The sequence below is a fragment of the Pontimicrobium sp. MEBiC01747 genome (assembly GCF_053601635.1).
Map to the genome: position 1 here is coordinate 1 of NZ_JBSHNS010000287.1, position 5,808 is coordinate 5,808.

Sequence of the window (5,808 nt, forward strand, 5' to 3'; positions counted from 1 at the left end):
ACAGAGTTACAAAAGGAGGGTTCGATTGGGAAATTAGTGAGCCAGATGACCCATGGAGTTATATAGGCTATTGGGGAGATCATCAAATTATTTATTTGCTCAAGTTTTTAGAATTTATAGAAAACCATCAACCTAAAAAACTAGAAAGTCTATTTAACAAAGATATGTTTGTGTATGCAAACGTACCCTATCGTATAAAATCTTACGAAGACATTCTTAAAAACCCAAAAGATACTATAGAATTTAATGAAGCGCTAGACCATAAAATACGAAGAGAAAGAGACGAATTAGGAGCAGATGGTGCTTTACTACGTGATGAAAACAGATTTATTGTTAAAGTAAATTTTATAGAAAAAATATTAGCTACAACACTAGCAAAATTATCCAATTTTATTCCAGAATGTGGCATTTGGATGAATACACAAAGACCAGAATGGAACGATGCTAATAATGCACTAGTAGGTAATGGTGTTTCTATGGTAACACTTTACTATTTAAGACGATTTTTAAGTTTCTTTAAAACCATTTTTGATGACACAACATTAGAGTCTATAGAAATTTCAAAAGAACTCGTTACATTTTATAAAGCTGTATTTGAAACGTTTAAAATTCATGAGAACTTACTGTCTAGTAGCTTTAAAGATGAAGATAGAAAGCAAGTTTTAGATGGTTTAGGTCAACCAGCAAGTACATTTAGAAACGCTATTTATAAGCATGCATTTTCTGGCAGAAAAGAAACACTTACACTACAATCTTTAAAAGAATTTGTAGGTATTAGTTTAAAATATTTAGAACACGCTATAGAGGCAAATAAGCGAACAGATAACCTGTATCACGCTTATAATTTAATGACTGTTACAAGCAATAGCAAAATTACTATATCATATTTAGAAGAAATGCTAGAAGGGCAAGTAGCCTCTTTAAGCTCAGGGTATTTAACCGCAATAGAAGCACTAGCGGTTTTAGATGCAATGAAAGCTAGTAAGCTTTTTCGTTCAGATCAATATAGTTATTTACTGTATCCATATAAGGAATTAAAAGGGTTTACAGAACGAAATAACATCCCTAAACAAGCTGTAGAAAAATCTACTGTATTAAAAACTTTACTAGCAAGCAACAACACTCAAGTAATAGAGCAGGACAGTCGCGGCAATTATCACTTTAATGGTAATTTTAAAAACGCAAACGATGTAAGTGAAGCATTAAGTAACCTTTCGCAATCCATACAAAATGAAGAAAAAGAGCGTATTCTTCAAATATTTGAAGACGTTTTTAATCACAAAGCATTTACTGGACGCTCAGGAACGTTCTATGGTTATGAAGGCTTAGGCTCTATTTATTGGCACATGGTTTCAAAACTACAATTAGCAGTTCAGGAATGTTGTATAAAAGCAATTGAAAATAATGAAACTCCAGAAATTATTGGTCGTTTATTAGAACATTATTACGAAATAAATGAAGGCATTGGTGTACACAAATCACCAACATTATATGGCGCATTTCCAACCGATCCTTATTCTCATACACCAGCAGGAAAAGGAGCGCAACAACCTGGCATGACAGGACAAGTAAAAGAAGATATACTAAGCCGTTTTGGAGAGTTGGGTGTTTTTGTTTCAAGTGGAAAACTACATTTTAATCCGTGCATGTTACGTAAAAACGAGTTTTTAAAAGAGAATAAAACAGTAACATTTACCAGTACCTCTCAACAAAAGAAACAGTTAAAACTAAGTAAAGGCATGTTAGCTTTTACATATTGCCAAATTCCCATAATCTATAAAATTTCTAATGAGCAGAAAGTAGAACTTATTAATACTAGTGGAGAACACTTAATATTTAATGGCTTAAGCCTAGGAGCAGAAACTAGTAAAAAAGTATTTAAAAGAACAGGAGAAATAGTAGAGATAACTGTACATATTAAAGACAACCAATTAAAATAAAATAATGAAAAAGCGCACAACATATTTTATGTCCATTTGTATAGGGATTATTATGTTTTCGTGTAACAATTCAGAAAAAAAAGAAAGCAAAGTACAACCTGTTATGGAACAAGAAATGTTGAGTGCTGAAGAAATTTTGGGCAATCCAAATTATTTAGCCATATCGTATGGAGGTTATCGCGGAAAAACAAGAGAGGCGCAACCAACAATTAATGAACTTAAAGACGATATGAAGTTATTGTCGGCAATGGGAATAAAAATAGTACGTACGTACAATGTACAATTACAACAAGCACCAAACCTACTTAAGGCAATACAGGAGTTAAAAGAAGAAGATCCAGATTTTGAAATGTACGTAATGTTAGGCGCATGGATAGATTGCCTTAATGCTTGGACAGATAAAGCACCAGATCATAATATAGAAAGCCCCAATAATGCAGCAGAAATAGAGAGAGCAGTAGCACTTGCAAACAAATATCCAGATATAGTAAAAATTATTGCTGTTGGAAATGAAGCCATGGTAAAATGGGCAACTAGCTATTATGTATTGCCAGACGTTATTTTAAAATGGGTTAACCATTTACAAAACCTAAAAAGAGAAGGAGAATTACCTAAAAGCTTATGGATTACAAGTTCAGACGATTTTGCATCTTGGGGTGGAGGTGAAGAAAATTATCATACAGAAGCATTAAAAAAGTTAGCAAAAGCAGTAGATTATATATCTATGCACACCTATCCTTATCATAACACACACTATAACCCAGCGTTTTGGGGTGTTAGAGAAAAAGAGGCACAACTTCCAGAGACTAAAAAAATTGATTTAGCTGTAGAACGAGCAGTAGCATTTTCAAAATCGCAATACGATAGTGTAAAAAATTATATGAAAAGTATTGGAGTTAATAAACCCATTCATATAGGCGAAACAGGCTGGGCTACAGTTTCTAACGGATTTTATGGGCCAAAAGGCTCTAAAGCAACAGACGAATATAAACAAGGCGTCTATTATAAATTAATGAGAGATTGGACTAACCAAAATGGAATATCTTGTTTTTATTTTGAAGCATTTAACGAACAATGGAAAGATGCTCATAATCCAGAAGGCTCCGAAAATCATTTTGGATTATTTACAATAGATGGTAAAGCAAAATACCCTATTTGGAATTTGGTAGATAAAGGCATTTTTAATGGATTAACCCGAAATGGTAATACCATAGTAAAAACCTATAATGGAAATAAACAGGAATTAATGAAAACAGTGTTAGTGCCGCCTGTAAGCGCTAACATTAAATAAAGAACAACATGTTAAACCAAGTATTATGAAAAGAATAAATGGGTTTAAATACATCTTTTTTTTACTTCTTATGACGAATTGTAGTGAAAAACCAGAGCAGTTAAATGTTGAAGTCTACGAGACTTCAGCAAGCGGAAATAAATTAACTAGAATCACTGAATTTATCACTGAAGATTCTGCTTCTAAAATAAAAATTTTACCAAATAAAGAATTTCAAACTATAACAGGTTTTGGTGGTGCTTTTACAGAATCGTCGGCTTATTTACTAAATAAACTAAGTAAAAAAAACAGAGACACTATATTAAAAGCTTATTTCGGTAAAGAAGGTGCTAGATATTCACTAACAAGAACGCATATGAACTCTTGCGATTTCTCTTTAACGAATTACTCATACACCCCTATTGAAGATGATATAGATTTAAAGCATTTTACGATTAAAGAAGATAAAGATGATTTAATTCCTATGATTAAAGATGCCATGTCTGTATCTAAAGATGGCTTTAAAATATTTGCTTCACCTTGGACCGCTGCACCTTGGATGAAAGATAATAACAATTGGGTAGGAGGGAAACTACTGCCAAAATATTATAATACATGGGCTTTGTTTTTTTCAAAATATATAGAAGCTTATAAAGCGGAGGGAATAGACATTTGGGGATTTACCGTAGAAAACGAGCCACATGGTAATGGTAATAACTGGGAAAGTATGCATTTTACGCCAGATGAGATGACACATTTTGTTCAACACTACCTAGGACCAAAGTTAGAAGCCGATGGTTATGGAGATAAAGTTATTTTAGGTTACGACCAAAATAGAGCAGGTTTAAAAGAGTGGGTAGATTCTATGTATAAAGATGAAGCATCATCTAAATACTTTGATGGTACAGCTATACATTGGTATGAGAGTACTTATGAAGTTTTTCCTGAAGCCCTACAATATGCACATAATAAAGCACCAGATAAATATTTAATTGAAACAGAAGGCTGTGTAGATTCAGAAGTTCCTAAATGGCAAGATGATGCTTGGTATTGGAAAAAAGAAGCTACAGATTGGGGTTGGGACTGGGCAAAAGAGGAAGACAAATATCTACACCCAAAATATGCACCAGTAAACCGTTATGCAAGAGATATAATAGGCTGTTTAAACAATTGGGTAGATGGTTGGGTAGATTGGAATATGGTGTTAGACAAACAAGGAGGTCCAAATTGGTTTAAAAATTGGTGTGTGGCTCCAGTAATTGTAGATCCAGATAAAGATGAAGTTTATTTTACACCGCTATACTACACAATGGCTCATTTTAGTAAGTATATAAGACCTGGAGCAAAAGTTTTAGGCATTGATAAAACAGATGAATCCATTATGGTTTGTGCAGCAAAAAATCCAGATGAGTCCATAGTACTTGTTATGTTTAACGAAACGGATAAATCGAAAAACTTCACATTGTCTTTAGAAGAAAAGACTGTAGATATACAAATAAGCGCGCAAGCCATTCAAACGATAATTATACAAACTAATTAAATAATAATGTTATGCCAAATATTAAAACACCAGCTAAAGATAAAGTCCCTGTTGGGCAAAAGTCAGCCTTTGGTGCTGGTCACTTTATTTTAAATATTTTACCAGGTACTTTAGGCGTCTTTATTCAGTTTTTTCTATTAACAGCATGGGGAGTAGATCCTTTATGGGCTGGCCTTTTAGGTGGGTTGCCAAGAATATTTGATTCAATAACAGACCCAATAATGGGGTTTATTTCTGATAATACAAAATCTAGATGGGGGCGAAGAAGACCCTATATTTTTATAGGAGCTATTATTAGTGGAATACTCTTTTTTTTAATGTGGCAATTAGATGATAATGCATCACAAACCTATATTATTTGGCATGTAATGGTAATTCAAATTCTATTTTTAATAGGGAATACAATGTTTGCTACACCATTGGTCGGGTTAGGTTATGAAATGACATCAGATTATAATGAACGTACTCGTATCATGGCATTTTCTAATACTATGGGGCAGGTTGCCTGGATGATTGTACCTTGGCTTTATGTAATTATTCCAGATTCAAATACATTTAGTACACAAACAGAAGGCGTAAGAACAATGGCACTTATTGTAGGTGCACTTTGTGTTGTATTTGGAATTTTGCCAGCTTTATTCTGTAAAGGCATAGATTCTTCTCACATGGAGAACCGAAAAGAGATTAATTTAAAAACACTATCTGCTAACATGAAAGAATTATGGGCAGGAATTAAGCAAGTATCTAAAAACAAACCCTTTATGAAGCTTTGTGGAGCTACGTTTCTAGTGTTTAATGGGTTTCAACTTGTAGCTGCATTTGGTGTATTTATCATAGTATTTTATATGTACAATGGTAGTTATGAAATGGCTGGTACATGGCCTGCTTGGTTTAATACTATAAATGCAATTATAACAGCAATTATAGTAATACCAATAATTACAAGAATGGCTAATAAATGGGGTAAGAAAAAAGCATTTATAATTTCTACAATATTATCTATTGTCGGATATATTTTAAAATGGTGGGGCTTCGATAAGGAATTAAACAGTCAATTT

Annotated in this window: 3 protein-coding genes and 1 pseudogene; all 4 read left to right on the forward strand. The window is 33.1% G+C overall.

Annotated features, from left to right (window positions below; all coding sequences use genetic code 11):
* Nucleotides 1–1,940 (forward strand): annotated as a pseudogene (locus tag ACVC2P_RS09330) (hypothetical protein); the annotation flags it as partial.
* A gap of 4 nt (nt 1,941–1,944) precedes the next feature.
* Complete coding sequence (locus ACVC2P_RS09335) at nt 1,945–3,231, forward strand: glycosyl hydrolase family 17 protein (protein ID WP_452598204.1); 1,287 nt, start codon at nt 1,945–1,947, stop codon at nt 3,229–3,231.
* Between the two features lie 70 nt (nt 3,232–3,301).
* On the forward strand, nt 3,302–4,750 hold the full coding sequence (locus ACVC2P_RS09340; protein WP_452598206.1) for a glycoside hydrolase family 30 protein: 1,449 nt from the start codon (nt 3,302–3,304) through the stop codon (nt 4,748–4,750).
* Nucleotides 4,751–4,761: 11 nt separating this feature from the next.
* The coding region (locus ACVC2P_RS09345; RefSeq protein ID WP_452598205.1) for an MFS transporter at nt 4,762–5,808 on the forward strand (1,047 nt) is incomplete at its 3' end.